Consider the following 18,852-nt stretch of genomic DNA (forward strand, 5'->3'; position numbering starts at 1 on the left):
CGGGATCTGAGGTTCCAGGAAGTCAGGACGACACCGGCGACGCGGGGTCGTCCGGCACGGAAGCGGCCGCGTGGCCGGGGTCGACGACGAAGGCCCGATGGCGCTCGCCGGCCACCGAGAGCGCCAGCACCGCCGAGTGGGTCGCGGCGGCGGCCCCCGCGGCGGCGGCCAGCAGCGCCAGCGGCATGGCCGCGCCCAGTTCGCCCGCGACGGCGCCGAGGCCGCGATGGCGGAGCGCGACGTCGAGCTCCGGGCAGGCCTCGGCCACCGCGGCGACCGCATGCAGCGCGCGCGTCCGGTGCTGATCCGCATCGCTCACAGCCTGCACGACGGCGTCGGGGTCGATCGCGGCCGCAGCGAGCGCGTGTCGGACCAGGTCCGCGGTCTCGCGCGCCGCGGCGCGAGCCGGCGCGCCGCGCACGGGCTCGCCCCGGCACGGGCCATGCACCGCCACCGCGCCCGCGGCCTCGCCGAGCGCGCCTGGTGGCGGCAGCAGCACGCCGGCCGCGCCCTCGCCCGGTACGACGCCCTCCGGTCGCTGGCTGCGCAGCAGCCCCGCGGCCGCGTCGAGCCGTGCGATCGCACGCGCGCCGATCAACGAGTCACACGCCAGCAGCAGGCGCCATTCGCTCTGGGGCCGCGCCTCGGCCAGCACGGCCTCCACGAACCGCCAGCCGTCGTCGGGCGTCCGCAGCGCATGGGTGTCGACGCGCAGCCGCCGACCGTCAACGCCGGTTTCGACCGCGCGCGCATGCAGCCAGTCCGCGGCGGCGGCGCGCGGCGCGTCCGGCCAGGCGGCCGGCAGCAGCAGCGAGATCCGCAGCGCGTCGCCGGCCTCCCCGGGCAGGCGCCGCTGCAATCCGGCGTTGACGACGTAGTCCGCTTCGGCAGGCGCCGGCATTGCCGTGGTCGCTGCCAGCAGCAGGGCGTCGGCGACCGGCTCGAGCAGGGCGAGTGCGCGCAGGCCCTCCTCCGGCGGCGCGTGGCCGGCATCCGCCGCATCGAGTGCGTCGGCGATCGCCCCTGTGTCGAGATCACGCACGAATGCGGCGAACACCGGCAACCCGTCGCGGTCGCGCAATGTGGGATGGAGGCCCGGCGATGGCACCCCGGGCGCCAGGATGGCCTCCACGTCCGCGCCGGGGGGCAGGTGCAGCGCCGCGGCCGCGATGCGCGCGCACTGGACGGGTGCCGCCGCGGGCGCGTCGCCGTCCGCCGGCGGCACCTCGGGCGTCGCATCCGGCACGCGGTCTCGGCGCGCCCGGCGCCAGCGCACGCCGGCCCAAAGCGCCAGCAACGCGACCGAAGGCGCGACCAGCAGCCAGCCGAGCAGCAGGCCGCCGCCGGGCGTCACGTCGCGGACGTGCCAGTAGCCGATCGCGCACAGCCAGACCAGGGCGAACACGCCCAGGACCACCAGCACGATGCGGATCGCCTTCATCGCGGACCGGGCGTCTGTTCCGTCTCCTCAGACCGTGGCCGGATCGACGCGCCGCGCCAGGCGGCACGTGCCGCGGCGGTGCGTGCCCGAGCGCGACGACGCCCCACCGGCGTGGCCCTCATGACCGACGACGTTCCCCTGCACGATCAACGCGTGTGGCATCGATGTCTCTTCCCTGATGTGACCGGTCCATGGCATCCGCGCGATCCACACGCAGCGCCCCCGCGGCGAAGATAGCAGGGACGGCCGGTGCTTTTCACCCCTGCCGCGCGAGTCGCTCGCGCCGCGCCTGCCGGCAGGCCGCGGCGTTCTCGACGTGGACGTAGTCCTTCAGGCTGCGCCAGTTGCCGCCCCAGGTCAGCCCGGCCTGCTCGGCGAGTTCGCCGTAGAGGAAATACGCGCGGCGCGTCCATGCGTCCTCCATGTTCCACTGCAGCTTGCCGTCGCGCATCGGCGCGGCGTCGATCGCCAGTCCGTACTGGTGGCAGCTCTGCCAGGCACCCGCCCGGGTCGCGCGCCCTTCGCGCATCAGTTCCGCCTGCCGCTCGGGACTGCGGTAGCCCTCGACCAGGACCAGCCGGATGTCGTGCTCGCGGCGCATGACCTCGAAGATCGCGAGCACGCGTTGCTGCAGGTCCGCGTCGATCTGGTCCCACTTGCGGTCCGCGCCGACGATTTCCGGCTTCACGCGCCGCACCTCCTCGGTCGCGAACACCTCGGGTGGCGGTGGCGGGGGCGGCGACAGGCGCTCGCCGCGCATCAACTCGGCGATCAGCGTCCTCGACTCGGCCAGGTCCTCGCCGTGGAAGCTGTCGAAGGTCACGGTCTGCCGACTCAGCAGGATCACCAGCGACGGGACGGCGACCAGCGCCAGCGCCAGCCCGAGCGCCGGCGCGCGTCGCATCCACACGCCCGCCGCGTGCCGCCCGCCCCGTCCGACCGCCAGGACGGAGGCGCCGGCACGCCGCGCGGTTCGTGCGCGCCCTGCAGACAGCGCATCGCGCCATCGGGCCGCACGCGGCGCCAGGCGGCGCCGCAGCCGGTCGCCGGCGTCGGGAAAACACAGCAGCCAGACGCCGAGACAGACGATCGCGAAGAAAGCCGCCACCCCGAGCACGATCATCGCGCAAGGCCTTCCGGGGCGGCCATTGACCGAGAGGTGACGCCGGCTAGAATGCGGCGAAGGACTGAATGCGGCGCCAGCCGCGCAAGGGCGGGAGCGCACTTGAACACGGAAGTCAGAAAGCGTCCCAGCCTCGTGGCGGCGGCGGATCGAACGACCGCGTCGCGCGGCCCGACGCCATCACGCGTCCTCGCCGATCTCGAAGCGCCCGGCCGGGCCGCGGCCCGCGCCGCGCCGCCTCCAGGCACGGGCACGCCCAGGCGTGCATTGCACATCGGGCTGTTCGCCGCGGGCATCGTCCTTGTGCTCCTGGTCCTGGTGTTGCGCCTGCTGGCACCGGCCGGCGAGGCCGACGATGTCGGCACCCCGATCGCGCCCGCCCCGCCGGTCCCGACGCGCGCGTCCCCGGCCGTGGCGTCGCCCGATGCCGGCGGCGCGGTGATCGTCGATGATACCGGCGAGGCGGTCGCCGCCAACCCCCTGGCGAGAATCGAAGACGTTCCCGTGGCCTCGGTCGCGCCGCACGCGCCGACGGCGACGCCCGCGGCATCGGCGCCGCCGGTCCCCGTCGACACGAACGCGGACCGCACCTCGCCACGACCGGCGCGGCGCGCCGCGTCGACCTCGGGACGCCAGGCTCAGGGGACGGAGGATGCCGCGTTGCTGGCCACGCTGATGCGCATCATCGGACAGGACGAGCGCGCGCCCGATCCCGCGTCGCACGAGTCGATGGACGCGCTGATCACCGACATCCTCGCCAGCAACCAGCAGGCCGAGCAGGACACCCAGAAGGCGCTGGCCTCGATCGGCGGCGATCGCCCGGCACCACCGCCGAGCCGGCGCCAGGCGGCCGACACCGCGCGCGCCGACCGCGAACTGCGCGCATGTCCGGCGGCCAACACCCTCGAGGGCCTGCGCTGCCGCGACCAGGTCTGCAGCCGCCGCGCCGGCCAGCACCCCGCCTGCCCGCGCCGCTGAGCCTCGCTCAGTCCACCGTCGCGACGCACGCGGCGGCGGGGCGCCCGTACAGGAAGCCCTGGCCGTACTGGCAGCCCAGGTCGTCGAGGAGCCGGCGCTGCTGCACGGTCTCAATGCCCTCGGCGATGGTGTCGATGCCCAGCGTCGCGGCCAGCGCCAGGATCGCGCGCACCAGCGCCAGGCTCTCGGCATGCATCTCGCCGCCCAGGCCGAGCACGAAGCTCTGGTCGATCTTCAGCGCCTGGATCGGGAAGCGGTGCAGGTACGACAGCGCCGAGAAGCCGGTGCCGAAGTCGTCGAGCAGCGCCAGCACGCCGTGCGCGCGCAGCTCGTTGAGCATGCGCAGCGCACGCGGCGCGTCGTCGAGCAACGCGACCTCGGTGATCTCGATGCGCAGCCGGCGCGGATCGGCCCCCGCCTCGCCGACGAGCCGCAGCAGCCGGTCGACGAAGTCGTCGGAGCGGAAGTGCCGCGGCGAGACGTTGATCGACACGTAGCCGGACGCGGCGTCGCCGGCCATGCGCCGGAACACCTGCCGGTACATCAGCCAGTCGACCTGCTCGATCAGGCCGCTGTCCTCGCCGACGCCGATGAACTCGGCCGGCGACAGCAGGCCGTGCACCTCGTGGCGCCAGCGCAGCAGCGCCTCGTGGCCCACCACCGCGCCGTCGGCCAGCCGCACGATGGGCTGGAAATGCGGCTCGAAGGCGTCCTGCAGGATCGCCCGGCGCAGGTCGGCCTCCAGGTCGAGCAGGCGCGTGGCCTCGGCCCGCATGGCCTCGTCGAAGCGCTCGCTGCGGTCGCGGCCGCAGGCCTTGGCCCGGTACATCGCCGCATCGGCGTCGCGCAGCACGCCGTCGCCGTCGACGTAGGCCGGATGCGACATCGCGATGCCGATGCTCGCCGAAGGAAACAGCTCGCGGCCGGCCACCCACATCGGCCGGGCCAGCGCCGCCAGCAGCGCGGCGGCCTTGCGGTCGGCGACTTCGGGATCGTCGACGCCGCCGAGCATGATCGCGAATTCGTCGCCGCCCAGCCGCGCCGCCATGTCGTCGGGACCGAGCAGCGCGGCGATGCGCTGGGCGATCTCCACGAGCATCGCGTCGCCGGCGGCGTGGCCGACGCTGTCGTTGACGAGCTTGAAGCGGTCGAGGTCGAGGAACAGCACCGCGAACGGCGTGCGCCCGCCATCGCGCAGCGGCGAGAGCGCCGCATCGAGGCGCTCGCGCAGCTGGACACGGTTGGGCAGGCCGGTCAGCGGATCGTGGCGCGCCTGGTGCACCAGCCGCTGCTGGGCGCGTACCCGCTCGCCGATCTGCGCCCGCAGTTCGCGATTGGCGCTTTCCAGCTCGCGGGTGCGCGCCTCGACCCGGAACTCCAGGTCGGTGTGCGCGGCCTTGAGCGCGTCCTGGGCGCGCTTGCGGTCCATCGCGCCGTCGATGTGGTGCGCGACGAACGTCAGCAGCGCCTGGTCGCTGGCCGAGAACGTGATCCCGGGGTCGTAGCTCTGCACCGCAATCACGCCGACGGTCCGGCCGTCGCGGCCGAGCGGCACGCCCAGCCAGCATTGCGCCTGGGTGCCGTGGCTGCGCAGCTCGCCGGACGATTCCAGCGCCACGATGTCATCGCGCATCGCCAGCAACGGCGCGCCGGTCGCGATCACGTACTCGGTCAGCCCGTCGGCGCGCGCCCGCGTCCGGCGCACCGCATCGCGCTCGTCGACCGAGTACGGGAACTCGAGCCGGCCGCCGTCGGCGCTGAGCATCGCGATGTAGAAATTCCGCGCGTACAGCAGCTCGCCGACGATCGCGTGCAGATCGGCATAGAAGCGCTCCAGGCTGCCCGGCGCGGCCGACAGTTCGCTGATCCGGTACAGCGCCCGCTGCAGCGTGCCGGCGCGTTCGCGCCCGGCGATCTGCGCCTGCAGACCGCGGTTGGCCGCCTGCAGCTGCTGCGTGCGCGAGGCCACGCGCCGTTCGAGCTCTGCGTGGGCGCGCTTGCGGTCGAGCGCGGTGAGGATGTGCTGGGCGACGAACTCCAGCAGCGCGCGGTCCTCGTCGCAGTAGCGGTCGGGCCGGTCGTAGCTCTGCACGACGATCGCGCCGCAGACGCGGCCGTCGCGCCGCAGCGGCACGCCGAGCCAGTCCGCGCTGTCGGGTCCGTGCAGGGCGTCGGTGTTGTCGACGCCGTGCAATGCGCGCAGCGTCGTCGACGGACCGAGCATCGGCCGCCCCTCGCGCAGCAGCACCGTGGTGAGGCTGTTGGGCATGTGCGCGATGCACAGCTCCTGCTCCGGATCCGCCCGCCACGGGTCGCGCTCGTCGACGAAGTACAGGAAGCGCAGCGTCTCGCGCAGGTCGTCGTAGAGCACGATGTAGAAATTCTCGGCGGTCGTGAGCCGGCCGACGACCGCGTGGATGCGCGCGAGCACCTCGTCCATGTCCAGCGCCGAGCTGGCGAGCTCGGCGATCTCGTAGAGCGCCTGCTGCAGCCGCTCGGCGCGCCGCATCGATTCGAGCCGGCGCTCGGTGCGCACGAGGGCGAGCGACATCGCCGCCCCCTGCAGCGCGACGGGCAGCCAGGCCTCCGCGACGGCGCCGTCGCCGGGCGGTCCATCGACCGCGATGGCGATCCGGCAGTCCTCGTGCAGCAGGCTCCGCATCTGCCGTCCGGGCGTGGACGCCATCGCCGCATCGGCATCGGCATCGGCATCGGCATCGACGTCGGCGTCGGCGTCGGCGTCGAGCTGGGCACAGGCGCGCGCGGCCGCGACGAGCGCCGCCGACGCCCCGTCCAACGCCGCGGTGCCGGCTCCGAGCAGGCGGCACGTCCAGGCCACGGCGACCGTCATGCCCGCCGGCGCCGTCGCGATGACGGCGCGCAGCGGCGCTTCGGCGTCGTCGGCCGCAACGGCCGCGGACATGCGATGGCAGGCAGGCACGGTGCTCGACGATCTGGGTCCCCGCGGCAGCATAACCAAAAGCGCGACCGTTGCCGCGACGCGACCCCACCCGCCACGCCGGTGCGTTGTCGAACGCATGTCCGCCATCGCACTGCCTCGTCGCAACGCCGCCGCGGGCTTCCCGCCCGGCGCCGTGGCACGTACCCTGCGGTCCATGCAAGACGTCGCCAGCCAGCAGGAGCCCCCGGGCGACGATGCCCTGATGCTGGCGTGGGCGGACGGCGACGCCACCGCGTTCGAGACCCTCTACCGGCGTCATCGCGACAAGCTCTACCGGTTCCTCGTGCGCCAGGTGCGCAGCACTGCGCTGGCCGAGGAGATCTTCCAGGACGTCTGGCAACGGGTGATCGCCGCACGCGGCGGCTGGCGCCCGGACGCGCTGTTCACCACCTGGCTCTACCACATCGCCCACAATCGACTGGCCGACCACTGGCGCGCGGCGCGGCACCGCCCGCCGCCGCCGGAGGACGCCGAGCTGCGGACCGCACGGATCGTCGATCCGGACGACCCGGAACGGCAGCTGTCGCAGTTCGAGCAGCGCCGTAGGCTGCAGCTCGCGCTCGACGGTCTGCCCGACGAGCAGCGCGAGGTGCTGCTGCTGCGGCTCGAACAGGAACTCACGCTCGAGGAGATCGGCCGGATCACCGGCGTTGGCCGCGAGACGGTGAAATCGCGGCTGCGCTACGCGATGGACAAACTGCGCGCGACGTTGAATCCATGAACACGCCCGACCGCGAACCGCTGACGCCCGAGGAACGCCTGCTCGCCGAACGGCTGGCCGCCGGCGCGCCGGTGCCGTCGTCAGCCGTCGACACCGCGATCCTGGCGGCGGCGCGCCGCGCGGTGCACGACGACGCCGGCGCCGCACGCACGGTCGCGCCGGCCGCAACGACGCACGTCGTGCCACGCAGGCGCCGGCGCTGGCCGGTGGCGCTCGGCGCCGCCGCGTCGGTCGCGGTCGCGGTCGGCATCGCCTGGCAGTTGCGACCCGCCCCCGAGACCACGCACGCGCCCTGGTCGGAAGCCGAGATGGCGACACGCGCCTCGGCGCCGATGCCGGCCGCCGAGGCGCCCGCCCCGGTGGACCCGCCGGCACGCGCACGCCGCGTGGACGCGACGGCCGAGCCCGACGCGCCGGCGGCGGCCACGACCGCGGCCGCGCCACCCGACACGACGCGCGCTGCCGTCGAGGCCGCCCCGACCGACCTGCGGATGCCACCCGAACGCCACGCGCCCGGCTGGGGCGCCGCGCCCGAGTCCGATGCCGGCGCCACCGCCTTCGGCAGCCGCGTCGCGACCGCCGGTCCCGCGTCCTCACGGGCAGACGAAGCCGCGGAAGCCGATCGCGCGGCCAGTGCGCAGCCGCAGGGCATCGCGCTCATCGAGGACGTGCCCGACGACGACCAGCCGCCGGCCTCGGCCGACGCGCCCGAGGTCCGTGATGCATGGTTGGCCCGGGTCCGCGAACTGCTCGACGCGGGCGACATCGGCGCCGCGCGCGCCAGCCTCGCGGAGTTCCACCGCCGCCACCCGGACGCCGATCTGCCGCCCGACCTGCGCGCGCTGCTGGACTGAGGCCGCGATGCCGCTCGACACCCTGGCCGCGACCGCCAGCCACGCCCTCGACGTCAAGCACAGCCGGTTCGTCGCCCACGCCGCCCCGATCGGCGCGCCCGAGGACGCGGCCGCATTCCTGCAGCAGGTCCACGTCCCCGACGCGACCCACAACTGCTGGGCCTGGCGGCTGGGCGACCAGTACCGCTCCAGCGACGACGGAGAACCGGCCGGCACCGCAGGGCGTCCGATCCTGGCGGCGATCGACGGCCAGGGCTTCGACCGCGTGGCGGTCGTCGTCGTGCGCTGGTTCGGCGGCGTCAAGCTCGGGGCGGGCGGCCTGGTGCGCGCCTACGGCGGCTGCGCGGCCGAGTGCCTGCGCACCGCGCCGCGGGTGCCGCTGGTCGAGACCGCCGTGCTGGCGCTGCACGCGCCGTTCGACACCCTGGGCTCGGTGCATGCCGCGCTGCCGGCCGCCGCCGCGCACAAGCTCGACGAGCGCTTCGACGCCGAGGGCGCACTGCTGCGCATCGAACTGCCGCTCGACCGTGTCGCCGACTTGAAAACCCGGCTGCGCGACGCCACCCGCAACCGTGTCCGCATCGACGACAATGCCTGATGGCCTTCCGATCCCAACGCGCCACCCCTGAGGCTGGCAAACCGAAGGCGCGCATCGGTGCGCTCAAGACCCTGTGGCCGTTCGTCATGCGCCAGCGCGGGCTGTTCGCCGCGTGGCTGGTCGCGCTCGCGGCCTCGTCGCTGGCGACCTTGAGCCTGCCGCTGGCGGTGCGCCGCATGATCGACCACGGCTTCACCGGCGGCGACCAGATCGACACCGCGTTCGCGCTGCTGCTGGTCGTCGCGGTGGCGCTGGCGCTGGCGACCGCGGCGCGATTCTTCTTCGTCTCGCTGCTCGGCGAGCGCGTCGTCGCCGACCTGCGCAACCGCTTCTACGGGCACCTGCTGGACCTGGACCAGGGGTTCTTCGAGCAGAACCGCAGCGGCGACCTGGTTTCGCGGCTCAGCGCCGACACCGAGCTGCTGCGCTCGGTCGTGGGCACGACGATGTCGGTCGCGCTGCGCAGCGTGGTGATGGTGCTGGGCAGTCTGACGATGCTGGTCGTCACCAGCCCGCGGCTGGCGGCGTACACGCTGGTCGGCATCCCGCTGTTCGTGCTGCCGCTAGTGCTGGGCGGGCGCAAGCTGGAGAAGGTTTCGCGGCAGAGCCAGGACCGCATCGCCGACGCCAACGCGCTGGCCAACGAGACGCTCGGCGCGATCCGCACGGTGCAGGCGCACGCGCGCGAACCCTACGAGCGCGGCCGCTTCGGCGATGCCGTGCGCACGTCGGTGGCGACCGCGCGCCGGCGCATCGGGCTGCAGGCGATCATCACCGCGATCGCGATCACGCTGATCTTCGGCGCGGTCACCGTGGTGCTGTGGTCGGGCGCACACGACGTCGTCGCCGGGCGCATGAGCGCGGGCACGCTCGGGCAGTTCGTGCTCTACGCATTGTTCGGCGCCGGTTCGGTCGGCGCGCTCGCCGAGGTCTGGAACGACCTGCAGCGCGCTGCCGGCGGCATGGGCCGGATCTCCGAGCTGCTCGACGAGTCGCCGTCGATCCGCGCACCGGCCGCGCCGGCCGCCGTGGTGCAGCCCGCACGCGGTGCGTTGCGCTTCGACGACGTGACCTTCCACTACCCGACCCGGCCCGACAGCCCCGCGCTCGAGCGGTTCACGCTGCACGTCGCGCCCGGCGAGACGGTCGCGCTCGTCGGTCCGTCGGGCGCGGGCAAGAGCACCGTGCTGTCGCTGCTGCTGCGCTTCCACGACCCGGAGACCGGCGCGCTGTCGATCGACGGGGCCGACCTGCGCACGCTCGACCCGGCCGCGCTGCGCGCGCTGATCGCGCTGGTCCCGCAGCAGCCGACGATCTTCGCCGCCAGCGCGCGCGAGAACATCCGCTACGGCCGGCTCGAAGCGACCGACGCGGAGGTCGAGGCGGCGGCGCGCGCGGCCGAGGCCCACGCGTTCATCGCCGAGCTGCCCGAGGGCTACGACGCGCAGCTGGGCGAACGCGGCGCGCGGCTGTCGGGCGGCCAGCAGCAGCGGATCGCGATCGCGCGCGCGCTGCTGCGCGATGCGCCGATTCTGCTGCTCGACGAGGCGACCTCGGCGCTCGACGCGCAGAGCGAGCACGCGGTGCAGCATGCGCTCGCGCGCCTGATGCAGGGCCGCACCACGCTGCTCATCGCGCACCGGCTGGCGACGATCCTCAAGGCCGACCGCATCGTCGTGCTCGATCGCGGGCGGATCGTCGCCCAGGGCACGCACGCCGAGCTGCTGGCCCAGGGCGGCCTCTACGCCGAACTGGCCAGGCTGCAGTTCATCGACTGAGGCGGCGCGTCGAACGTGCCGGGCCCCGGGCGCCGCGCGCCCGCGACCCCGGCCGCGGCGCCTGCGCCCAGCGCGCGAACCGCGTGATCGACCGCCAGCTGCAGCATTGCCGGCGCCACGTAGGTCATGTGCACACGCCGGATCGCGGCCAGGTACAGGCGCCCGAACCGGTTGCGCGTGCGCACCCGCGTCGCCATTGCGCAGCGCAGGCCACCGCCGGGCAGCGCCTCGACGCGGATGCAGGTGCGGAACGCGAGGTGCCGGTCGTCGGCGCCGAGCACGACCTCCACGCAATCGCCGTCGGCGGACGTGCGTTCGGCCAGCACCGGGAAACGCCCGGCGAAGCGGCCCGGTGCCTCGCCGGACAGCAGCGACGAGGCCGGGCAACCGAGCGGCGAGGTCCGCAGCCCGAACGGACGCACGAGCACGTTGCGCAGCGCCATCAGCCGCGTCACGCCGGACGGCGGATTGGCGACGAAGCCTTCGAGCAGCGCGGCCATCGCCGTGGCCGGCCGCGCACCGGCGCACTCCGCCGCCTCCAGGCGGATCGCCGCCGCGTCCTCGTGCCCGGCGTCCGGCAACTGCGCCTGCAGCAGCGAACCGGGCGGCGGGACGATCCGGGCGACCCGGCGCCGGCCGGCGTTCTCGGTCCCGAAACCGCTGCCGCCCCGCGCGGGCAGCCGCCGACGCAGGCGTCCCGCCCACGCCCGCATCCCGGCGCACGCGCGCGCCGCCAGCGACGTCGGCGGCACGTGCAGCGACAACGAGGTCGTCGCGATGCGTGCCGGTTCGCGCAACGCCGCGTCGAGCAGTCCCTGTGCCGCCGGCGGCAGCAGTTCGGTCAACGAGGGAATGTCGGCGGCATTGTCGAGCACGCGCCGGCGCACGTCGGCCGGCAGCGCCCCCGACAGTTCGTCGGGATGGCAGGACAGCGCGAACAGCGCCGGGTGCGGCAGCACCGGGCTGCGCGAGACGAACTGGTGCCAGGTGCCGCCGCCGAAGCGCACGGTGAACAGGCAGTCGGGCGGAATGTCGACCAGGTGCAGCGCACGCACGAACGCGGCCGGGTCGGCATCGAGCTGCGCCTGCGACGCGGTCGAGAACCGCAGCTGGGTACCCGCACTGCCCGAGATCGCGGTGAACACGCGGTTGCCCGCGTGACGGTGGAAGGGATGGCCGCCCGCGCCAACAACGAAGGTGTAGAGCGAGGACCGATCGCCGCGCGCCAGGTCCATCGCGCCGATCCGCGAGGAGGGCTCGTCGTGCGCATCGACGAAACCGGGATGCCCGCGCTGGCGGCGCCCGGCGTCGGCGATCAGCGGATCGCCCTGGCCGGGCGCCAGCTGCGCGATCAGCGTGACCTCGACCGGCAGGCCGCCGCCGTGCGACGGCAACCGGACGCCGGGGAACGTATCGGAGACCTCGGTCGTGAGCAGCATCGTCGGCTCCTATGGGAGGGACACGTCAGTCCGCGGCCTTGCGGCGTTCGCGCTTGAGCGGGCGCGCGACCGGGCACAGCTCCGACGCCCAGGCGAAGACGGTGTTGGCCAACCGCTCGGGCACGAGCCGGAAATGCACGAACTGGCCGCGTTTCTCGCGGGCGATCAGCCCGGCCTGCTCGAGGATGCGCAGGTGCCCCGACAGCGCCGGCTTGCTGAAGTCGAACCGCTCGGCGATCTCGCCGGCGGTCAGCTCGCCGGCGTGGAGGTAGGCGAGGATCCTGCGGCGCGGTGTCGAGGCCAGCGCTTCGAAGACACGGTCCATGGCAATCCAATCAGTTAACGAATTACCTAATTAATTACGCGACTGGAGGCCGTCGTCAACCCTGGGGCGCGCCCCAGGGCTGCCCGCCCGCGGGCATTCCGCTGACGTCACGGGCCGGCGGCGCCGCGACCGCTGTCTATTGGGGATCCGTGCCCTCAGGCCGGCAGCGCGCGCGCCAGCGGCGTGTCGAGGTCGACGTCGGACTCGAGCGTGCCGAACGCCAGCGCGTGGGCACCGGCCAGCCGGCTGGCGCAGAACGCGGCGGCGACCGGACTCCCGGCGCGCAGCAGCACCGCGCCCTGCAGCACCAGCGCCGTCGCCTCGACCAGCCGCCGCGCGCGCGGTTCCGCGTCCTGCGGCGACCGTGCCGCATCCGCGAGCTGCCGCGCCAGGCGGTCGGCCGCGGCGTCGAATCCCGGGTCACGGCCGCGCGCCGCGTCGATCTGCGCCTGCAGCGCCGGCGCCACGCCCGGCTCGCGCGAGAGTGCGCGCAGCACGTCCAGGCACTGCACGTTGCCGCTGCCCTCCCAGATCGAATTCAACGGTGCCTGGCGGTACAGCCGCGGCAGCACCGACTCCTCGACATAGCCCGCACCGCCGAGGCATTCCTGCGCCTCGTTGACGAACGCCGGCGCGCGCCGGCACAGCCAGTACTTGCCGATGGCGGTCGCCGCGCGCGCGAACGCGGCCTGCGCCGGGTCGCGGGGCGCGGCATCGACCGCGCCGGCGACGCGCAACGCCAGCGCGACCGCCGCCTCGGCCTCGATCGCCAGGTCGCCGAGCACGTTGCGCATCAGCGGCTGCCCGAGAAGCGGGCGGCCGAACGCCCGTCGATGGCGGGCGTGGTGCATCGCCTGCGCCAGCGCCATGCGCATCTGCGCCGCGGCCGCGAGCATGCAGTCGAGCCGGGTCAGCATCACCATCTCGAGAATCGTCGCCACCCCGCGCCCCTCCCCGCCCACGCGCAACGCCCAGGCGCGGTCGAACTCGATCTCCGAGGACGCGTTGCTCCAGTCGCCGAGCTTGTCCTTGAGCCGCATCAGCCGGAAGCCGTTGAGGTCGCCGTCCGGCAGGCGCCTGGGCATCAGGAAACAGGTCGGCCCGGCGGCGGCCTGCGCCAGCACGAGGAAGCCGTCCGACATCGGGGCCGAGAGGAACCACTTGTGCCCGCGCAGCGTGTAGGCGCCGTCGTCGCCGGCCGGCGTCGCACGCGTTGCGTTGCTGCGCACGTCGCTGCCGCCCTGCTTCTCGGTCATGCCCATGCCGAGCGTGACGCCGGCCTTGTCGTCGACCGGCACGTCGCGGGCGTCGTAGCGCATCGCGGCGACCTTGTCGGCCCAGACGTGCAGCCGCGGCTCGCGGCGCAGCACCGGGACGGCGGCGTGGGTCATCGTCAGCGGGCAGCTGGTGCCGGCCTCGGCCTGGTGGTGCAGGTAGCCAAGCGCCGCGCGCGCCACGTGCGCGCCGGGCACCGGCTGCGCCCACGACAGGCCGGCGACGCCGTGGCCGACAGCCGCGTCCATCAGCCGGTGGTAGGCCGGATGGAACTCGACGCTGTCGATGCGGTGACCGAAGCGGTCGTGCGTACGCAATCGCGGGCGGTCGCGGTTGGCGTCGAAGCCGGCGGCGTACAGCGCGTCGCCGGCAAGCGCGCCGTAGACGGCCAGCCGCTCGGCGAACGTATCGCCGCCCTCGCGCGCGACTGCCTCGCGCAGCGCGACGTCGTCGTGCCACAGATCGCGCGGCGCGAACTCCGGCGGCTGGTTGTCGACCTCGTGCGTGACATCGGCGGGCATGGCGCGCGTCTCCATCGTCGGACCTGCGGCGATTCTCGCGCACGACGCGCGCATCCGTCAGGTCGCCGGCGGCGCCTCGGGCACGGCGCCGTCGAGCGTGGCGTCGGCAGGCGCCTGCAAGGCGTCGACGAACGCGGGCGCCAGCGCGAGCGCACCGAAGGCGCCACGCTGCGTGCCGCTGAGCACGCGCAGCATGTGCCCGCGCCCGCCGGGCAGGCGCCCCAGCGGCAGGAACGCCAGGTCGCGCGCGCGGGCGACGAGGTCGCGGTCGGACTGGAACACCGGCGTGAGCCAGCGGCTCCAGAACTGGTAGACGCCGACGTGCCGCGTGCGCAGCCGCTGGTAGGCGGACAGCGCCTCGGCGGGCGCGTGGGTGCGCAGCGCGTCGCGCAGCGCCTCGGCATCGAGCAGCGCCATGTTCACGCCCTGCCCCAGTTGCGGGCTCATCGCGTGGGCAGCGTCCCCGAGCAGCACCCAGCGACCGCGATGCCAGCGTCGCAGCGCGACGTCGCGATAGCTCGCGCGTGCCAGTTGAGCATGCGTGGTGGTGGCGTCGAGCAGGGCCGCGGCCTCGGGCCAGATCGCAGCGACCTCTTCGCGCCAGCGTTCGATCGCGGTGGCCTGCCAGTCCGCGAACCCGGACACCGGCAGGCTCCAGAAGAAGCTCAACCGCGGCTCGGCATCGCCCGGCCGGCCGCCGACCGGCAGCATGCCGACCATCCGGCGCGCGGCGACGTAGCGCTGGCGCAGTTCGCTGGCGAACGGCCAGTTGCGCGCGGACAGCAGGCACCACAGCGCGCCCCACGGGTAGACGCGGTCGTGGCGCACGCCGCCGATCCGGGCGCGCAGCCGCGACGCCGCGCCGTCGGCGACGACGACCAGATCGAATGGCCCGTGGCGCTGTCCGGCGGCGTCGACGAGCCAGCGGTCGTCGGCGTCGTCGGGCCCCGCGACCGCGACGCCGGGATGCAGTGCAGCGCGATCGTCGCGGGCGCGGTCGAGCAGTTCGAACAGCGCGCCGCGCTGCATGCCTAGGCCGAACAGGCGCGGGTCGAGCCCGGCGTAGCGCATGTCCATCACCGCGCGCCCGCACGGCGTCTCGCCGAACAGGCGATCCACGCGCGCGCCGTGGTGCAGCACCTGGGGCAACAGGCCCATGCGCCACAGGACCTGCAGGCCGCTGGGTTGCAGCAGGAAGCCGGCACCGACCGGGCCCGGTGCCGCTGCGCGTTCGAAGACCTCGACCCGGTGGCCGTCGTGTGCGAGCAGCACGGCCGAGGCCTGCCCGGCAGTGCCGTAGCCGACGATGGCGATGCGCAGCGGTCGGCGCGGGGACACGGGCATCACGGTCATGACACGAGTGGGGCGATCACAGCGCGACAGCATACGACTGATGGGCTCAGAACCCATGCCAAGACGTGCCCGGCTCGCACATGAGCGCACGCGAAGGGTTATTTCTCAAGGATGGGCTGAGGACTACTTCGGATGGGCAACGGCCGGCAGGCCATGGCCCATCCGAAGAGATAGCGCTCTCTCTCATCCATCTGAAAAGAGCGCCAAAAAACAAAGGGCCGCCCCGCGAACGGGACGGCCCTTGGGTCATGCCACCGCCTGCGTCAGTGCGCCTGCGGTGTCTCGTTGCGCGCCTGATGCGCGGCGATCGCCTTCGGATCCTGCTCGTCCATCTTGTCGCCCAGCACGCGCCGGACGATCACGAAGAACACCGGGATCAGCAGCAGGCCCAGGAACGTCGCGAACAGCATGCCGCCGATCACGCCGGTGCCCAGCGCGTGACGCGCGTTGGAGCCGGCGCCGCTCGACAGCGCCATCGGCGTGACGCCGAGGATGAACGCGAACGAGGTCATCAGGATCGGCCGCAGGCGCAGCCGCGCGGCCTCGATCGTCGCCTCGCGCAACGTCTTGCCCTCCGCGCGTTGCTGGACCGCGAACTCCACGATCAGGATCGCGTTCTTCGCCGCCAGGCCGATGACCGTGATCATGCCGATCTGGAAGAACAGGTCGTTCGACAGGCCCGGGCGCAGCATCGTGAACACCACCGCGCCCAGGATGCCCAGCGGCACCACCAGCAGCACCGCGACCGGGATCGACCAGCTCTCGTAGAGCGCCGCCAGACACAGGAACACCACGACCACCGACAGCACCAGCAGCAGCGTCTGGGTATTGCCGGCGATGATCTCCTGGTAGGACATGCCCGCCCAGTCGAAGCCGAAGCCCGGCGGCAGCTCGTCGGTGACGATGCCTTCCATCGCCGCCATCGCCTCGCCGGTGCTGCGCCCCGGCGCCTGCGCGCCGACGATGTTGACCGCCGAGTAGCCGTTGTAGCGGCTCAGCGACGGCGACGCGGTGCCCCACTCGGCCGACACCACGTTGCTCAGCGGCACCATCGCCGGCTGGCCGTTGGCGGCCGTGCCCGGCGCCGGGGTGTAGAAGCGGTCGAACGACTCCGGGCCCGTGCGGTACGGCGCGTCGGCGCGGATGTTCACCCGCTTGATGCGCCCTTCGGAGAAGTAGTCGTTGACGTACACCGGCGCGAGCATCAGCTGGATCGCGTTGTAGACGTCCTGCACCGACAGCCCCATCGCCTGCGCCTGCACGCGGTCGACGTGCAGCCCCAGCTGCGGGGCGGCCTCGAGCGTGTTCGGGCGCACGCCCACGACCGTGTCGGACTTGCCCGCGGCGCTGGCCAGCAGCATGTTGCGGGCCTCGGTCAGCGCCGCCTGGCCCTGGCCGGTGCGGTCCTGCAGGTACATGTCGAAGCCGCCGAACTGGCCCAGGCCCTGGATCGTCGGCAGGTTGACGACGAAGATCTGCGCCTCGGGCACCGCACCGTAGAGCATGCCGTTGGCGTGGTCGACGAACTCGTTGATGCTGACGTCGCGCTCGTCCCAGTGATCAAGTTCGACGAACGCCATGCCGACGTTCTCGCCCATGCCCACGAAGCTGAAGCCCGAGACCTGCAGGATGTTCTTGAAGCCGGGCACGCCGCCCGTCCGCTCGCCCGTCTCCGGGTTCTCCTGCCCGCGGAAGGTCTGGTAGACGCGGTCCATCACCGCCTGCGTGCGCTGCAGGCTGGCGCCGGGCGGCAGCTGCACGATGACCATCGCGTAGCCCTGGTCCTCCTCGGGCACGAAGCTGGTCGGCAGCCGCGCGTACAGCAGGCCGCAGACCAGCGCCAGCAGCACGAACAGCACCATCCAGCGCGGCGAGTGCCGCACCACGCTGGTGATGTGGCCGACGTAGGTGTCGTTGACGCGGTCGTAGTACTTGTTGAAGACGCGGAAGACCACGTTCTCGCGCTTGTTGCCGTGCGGCTCGTGCTGCTTGAGGAACGTCGCGCACAGCGCCGGGGTGAAGCCCAGCGCGAGGAACGCCGAGAAGCCCATCGACACGGCGATCGTGATCGCGAACTGCTTGTAGATCTCGCCCGACGCGCCACCCTGCAGCGCGCTGGGGATGAACACCGCGGCGAGCACGACGGTGATCGCGACGACCGCGCCGGTGATCTGGCTCATCGCCTTGATCGTGGCCTCGCGCGGCGGCAGGTGCTCCTCGGCCATGATGCGCTCGACGTTCTCGATCACCACGATCGCGTCGTCGACCACGATGCCGATCGACAGCACCATCGCGAACAGCGTCAGCTGGTTGACCGTGAAGCCCAGCGCGCTCAGGCCCAGGAACGTGCCCAGCAGCGCGACCGGGATCACGAGCGTGGGGATGATCGTCGCGCGCAGGTTCTGCAGGAACAGCAGCATCACCAGGAACACCAGGATCACCGCCTCGATCAGCGTCTTGACCACTTCCTTGATCGAGATCGTCACGAACGTGGTGCTGTCGAACGGCTTGAACCACTCGACGCCGGGCGGGAACGTCGCCGACAGCTCGTCGAGCCGCGCGGTCACCGCCTCGGCCACGCCCAGCGCGTTGGCGCCGGGCTGGAGCATGATCGCGACCGCGCCGGTCGGCTGGCCGTTGTACTTGGTGTCGAAGCCGTAGCTCGACGGGCCGAAGGCGACCCGCGCCACATCGCCCAGGCGCACCACCGCGCCATTGGCGTCGGTGCGCAGGATGATGTCGCGGAACTGATCGGGCGTGCTGAAGCGGCCTTCGCCCGACACCGTCGCGCTGAAACCCACGCCCTCGGGCGCGGGATCGGAGCCGATCGAACCGGCCGCGAACTGCACGTTCTGCCCGCGGACCGCGGCCAGCACCTCGGTCGCCGACAGGCCATAGCCCTGCAGCTTGTCGGGGTTGAGCCAGATGTTCATCGCATACTCGGCACCGAAGTGCTGGGTATTGCCGACGCCGGGCACACGCGCGAGCTGCTCGAGCACGCGGGCTGCGATCAGGTCGTTGATCGCGTTGCGGTCCATCGACGGATCGCTCGACCGCAGGCCCACCACCATCAGGAAGCCGGTGTTCTCCTTGGCGACGACCACGCCCTGCTGGACCACCTCGCTGGGCAGTCGCGGCGTGGCCAGGGAGACCTTGTTCTGGACCTGCACCTGGGCGATGTCGCTGTCGGTGCCGGTCTCGAAGGTCAGCGTGACGCTGGCCCGGCCGTTGGCACTGGACGTGGAACTGAAGTACAGCAGGTTGTCGATGCCGGTGAGCTGCTGCTCGATGACCTGGGTCACCGCCTGCTCGGTCGTCTGCGCATCGGCGCCGGGATAGGTCGCCGAGATGGTCACCTGCGGCGGCGCCACCGACGGGTACGACTCGACGCCCATGTTCAGCAGCGCGATCAGGCCGGAAAGCGAGATCAGGATCGAGACGACCCAGGCGAAGACCGGGTGGTTGATGAAGAACTTGGGCATGG

Annotated in this window: 14 protein-coding genes; 5 read left to right on the top strand and 9 right to left on the bottom strand. The window is 73.1% G+C overall.

The genetic code is table 11. The features are described from left to right. Nucleotides 1-22 precede the first annotated feature (22 nt). The 3 genes from WQ56_RS00985 to WQ56_RS00990 form a co-directional block, all read right to left on the bottom strand. On the bottom strand, nucleotides 23-1,441 hold the full coding sequence (locus WQ56_RS00985; protein ID WP_052772748.1) for a hypothetical protein: 1,419 nt from the start codon (nucleotides 1,439-1,441) through the stop codon (nucleotides 23-25). Between the two features lie 27 nt (nucleotides 1,442-1,468). Next, nucleotides 1,469-1,603 carry a hypothetical protein gene (locus WQ56_RS19405; protein ID WP_255350554.1) on the bottom strand — a complete coding sequence of 45 codons (135 nt, stop codon included), beginning with the start codon at nucleotides 1,601-1,603 and terminating at the stop codon, nucleotides 1,469-1,471. A 94-nt stretch (nucleotides 1,604-1,697) separates the two neighbouring features. Continuing rightward, on the bottom strand, nucleotides 1,698-2,345 hold the full coding sequence (locus WQ56_RS00990; RefSeq protein ID WP_231583310.1) for a M15 family metallopeptidase: 648 nt from the start codon (nucleotides 2,343-2,345) through the stop codon (nucleotides 1,698-1,700). 15 nt (nucleotides 2,346-2,360) lie between these two features. Between WQ56_RS00990 and WQ56_RS19185 the strand changes: the two genes are divergently transcribed. Further along, entirely contained in the window at nucleotides 2,361-3,542 is a 1,182-nt protein-coding gene (locus WQ56_RS19185) for a hypothetical protein (RefSeq protein ID WP_231583311.1), read from the top strand. A gap of 7 nt (nucleotides 3,543-3,549) precedes the next feature. On the opposite strand, the gene WQ56_RS01000 is transcribed toward WQ56_RS19185, so the two are convergent. Continuing rightward, nucleotides 3,550-6,465: a GGDEF and EAL domain-containing protein gene (locus WQ56_RS01000; protein ID WP_047135189.1), complete on the bottom strand. Its 2,916-nt coding sequence runs from the start codon at nucleotides 6,463-6,465 to the stop codon at nucleotides 3,550-3,552. A gap of 193 nt (nucleotides 6,466-6,658) precedes the next feature. Between WQ56_RS01000 and WQ56_RS01005 the strand changes: the two genes are divergently transcribed. Genes WQ56_RS01005 through WQ56_RS01025 form a run of 4 tightly spaced genes read left to right on the top strand, consistent with a single transcriptional unit; the run spans nucleotide 6,659 to nucleotide 10,455 of the window. Then, a complete protein-coding gene (locus tag WQ56_RS01005; protein ID WP_047135330.1) occupies nucleotides 6,659-7,225 on the top strand; it encodes an RNA polymerase sigma factor in 567 nt (188 codons plus the stop codon). After that, the gene (locus tag WQ56_RS01015) at nucleotides 7,222-8,079 is read left to right on the top strand and encodes a hypothetical protein (protein ID WP_052772749.1); all 858 of its coding nucleotides are present in this window, start codon (nucleotides 7,222-7,224) and stop codon (nucleotides 8,077-8,079) included. The genes WQ56_RS01005 and WQ56_RS01015 overlap by 4 nt, the downstream gene beginning before the upstream one ends. A gap of 7 nt (nucleotides 8,080-8,086) precedes the next feature. Beyond that, a complete protein-coding gene (locus WQ56_RS01020) occupies nucleotides 8,087-8,677 on the top strand; it encodes a YigZ family protein (RefSeq protein ID WP_047135192.1) in 591 nt (196 codons plus the stop codon). Continuing rightward, nucleotides 8,677-10,455 carry an ABC transporter transmembrane domain-containing protein gene (locus tag WQ56_RS01025; RefSeq protein ID WP_047135193.1) on the top strand — a complete coding sequence of 593 codons (1,779 nt, stop codon included), beginning with the start codon at nucleotides 8,677-8,679 and terminating at the stop codon, nucleotides 10,453-10,455. Before WQ56_RS01020 ends, WQ56_RS01025 begins: the two co-directional genes overlap by 1 nt. On the opposite strand, the gene WQ56_RS01030 is transcribed toward WQ56_RS01025, so the two are convergent. The 5 genes from WQ56_RS01030 to WQ56_RS01050 form a co-directional block, all read right to left on the bottom strand. Next, nucleotides 10,419-11,894, bottom strand: a complete 1,476-nt coding sequence (locus WQ56_RS01030) for a DUF2867 domain-containing protein (RefSeq protein ID WP_082132109.1) — start codon at nucleotides 11,892-11,894, stop codon at nucleotides 10,419-10,421. The two genes, WQ56_RS01025 and WQ56_RS01030, sit on opposite strands and share 37 nt — an antisense overlap. 25 nt (nucleotides 11,895-11,919) lie before the next feature. Continuing rightward, the gene (locus tag WQ56_RS01035; protein WP_197076399.1) at nucleotides 11,920-12,225 is read right to left on the bottom strand and encodes a metalloregulator ArsR/SmtB family transcription factor; all 306 of its coding nucleotides are present in this window, start codon (nucleotides 12,223-12,225) and stop codon (nucleotides 11,920-11,922) included. A 149-nt stretch (nucleotides 12,226-12,374) separates the two neighbouring features. Next, nucleotides 12,375-14,030: an acyl-CoA dehydrogenase family protein gene (locus WQ56_RS01040; RefSeq protein WP_082132110.1), complete on the bottom strand. Its 1,656-nt coding sequence runs from the start codon at nucleotides 14,028-14,030 to the stop codon at nucleotides 12,375-12,377. 42 nt (nucleotides 14,031-14,072) lie between these two features. Then, on the bottom strand, nucleotides 14,073-15,359 hold the full coding sequence (locus WQ56_RS01045; protein WP_047135333.1) for an NAD(P)/FAD-dependent oxidoreductase: 1,287 nt from the start codon (nucleotides 15,357-15,359) through the stop codon (nucleotides 14,073-14,075). Between the two features lie 272 nt (nucleotides 15,360-15,631). Continuing rightward, complete coding sequence (locus tag WQ56_RS01050) at nucleotides 15,632-18,850, bottom strand: multidrug efflux RND transporter permease subunit (protein WP_047135195.1); 3,219 nt, start codon at nucleotides 18,848-18,850, stop codon at nucleotides 15,632-15,634. Between the last annotated feature and the right edge of the window lie 2 nt (nucleotides 18,851-18,852).

The sequence above is a fragment of the Luteimonas sp. FCS-9 genome, assembly GCF_001014645.1.
Taxonomy (GTDB): Bacteria; Pseudomonadota; Gammaproteobacteria; order Xanthomonadales; family Xanthomonadaceae; genus Luteimonas.

Coding starts and splice junctions, on each gene's coding strand:
- WQ56_RS01025 (WP_047135193.1), top strand. CDS start 8,677: ATGGCCTTCCGATCCCAACGCGCCACCCCTGAGGCTGGCAAACCGAAG.
- WQ56_RS00990 (WP_231583310.1), bottom strand. CDS start 2,345: ATGCGACGCGCGCCGGCGCTCGGGCTGGCGCTGGCGCTGGTCGCCGTC.
- WQ56_RS01000 (WP_047135189.1), bottom strand. CDS start 6,465: ATGTCCGCGGCCGTTGCGGCCGACGACGCCGAAGCGCCGCTGCGCGCC.
- WQ56_RS01045 (WP_047135333.1), bottom strand. CDS start 15,359: ATGCCCGTGTCCCCGCGCCGACCGCTGCGCATCGCCATCGTCGGCTAC.
- WQ56_RS01005 (WP_047135330.1), top strand. CDS start 6,659: ATGCAAGACGTCGCCAGCCAGCAGGAGCCCCCGGGCGACGATGCCCTG.
- WQ56_RS01040 (WP_082132110.1), bottom strand. CDS start 14,030: ATGGAGACGCGCGCCATGCCCGCCGATGTCACGCACGAGGTCGACAAC.
- WQ56_RS01050 (WP_047135195.1), bottom strand. CDS start 18,850: ATGCCCAAGTTCTTCATCAACCACCCGGTCTTCGCCTGGGTCGTCTCG.
- WQ56_RS01020 (WP_047135192.1), top strand. CDS start 8,087: ATGCCGCTCGACACCCTGGCCGCGACCGCCAGCCACGCCCTCGACGTC.
- WQ56_RS19405 (WP_255350554.1), bottom strand. CDS start 1,603: ATGCCACACGCGTTGATCGTGCAGGGGAACGTCGTCGGTCATGAGGGC.
- WQ56_RS01030 (WP_082132109.1), bottom strand. CDS start 11,894: ATGCTGCTCACGACCGAGGTCTCCGATACGTTCCCCGGCGTCCGGTTG.
- WQ56_RS01015 (WP_052772749.1), top strand. CDS start 7,222: ATGAACACGCCCGACCGCGAACCGCTGACGCCCGAGGAACGCCTGCTC.
- WQ56_RS00985 (WP_052772748.1), bottom strand. CDS start 1,441: ATGAAGGCGATCCGCATCGTGCTGGTGGTCCTGGGCGTGTTCGCCCTG.